Origin of the sequence: Bradyrhizobium sp. NBAIM08 (assembly GCF_020193935.1) — a bacterium.
Classification (GTDB): domain Bacteria; phylum Pseudomonadota; class Alphaproteobacteria; order Rhizobiales; family Xanthobacteraceae; genus Bradyrhizobium; species Bradyrhizobium yuanmingense.
Window position 1 is genome coordinate 1 of the sequence record NZ_JADYVR010000610.1, and the last position, 427, is coordinate 427.

A 427-nucleotide genomic window follows, 5' to 3' on the forward strand; every position below is an offset into this window, starting at 1 on the left:
CGCATCTTCCTCAATGTCGGTGGCCGCGCGGCGGTGCCCGACATGCCCGGCGTCCACGACGTGCCCTATCTCGACAATACCGACATGGTCGCAATGGACCGTATCCCCGAACATCTGGTGGTCGTCGGCGGCAGCTATATCGGGCTCGAGTTCGCGCAGATGTACCGCCGCTTCGGCGCCGCCGTCACGGTCGTGGAGCGCGGCGAGCGATTGATCGGCCGCGAGGACGCCGACGTGTCCGACGCGGTGCGCGCGATCCTGGAGGACGAGGGTATCGCCGTGCGGACGGGGGCCGAATGCATTGCGTTCGCCCTTCACGCGCGCGGCGTCGCCGTCTCGGTCGAGTGCCGGGCGGGCTCGCCGGTCGTGGTCGGCAGCCATGTGCTGCTCGCGGTGGGTCGGCGTCCGAATACGGACGATTTGGGGC

1 protein-coding gene is annotated in these 427 nt (G+C 69.3%); it reads left to right on the forward strand.

Annotated elements, in window-relative coordinates; translation table 11 throughout:
- Nucleotides 1-427 (forward strand): FAD-dependent oxidoreductase (locus I6F37_RS41190; protein ID WP_225154550.1); only part of this gene is annotated, 427 nt, incomplete at both ends.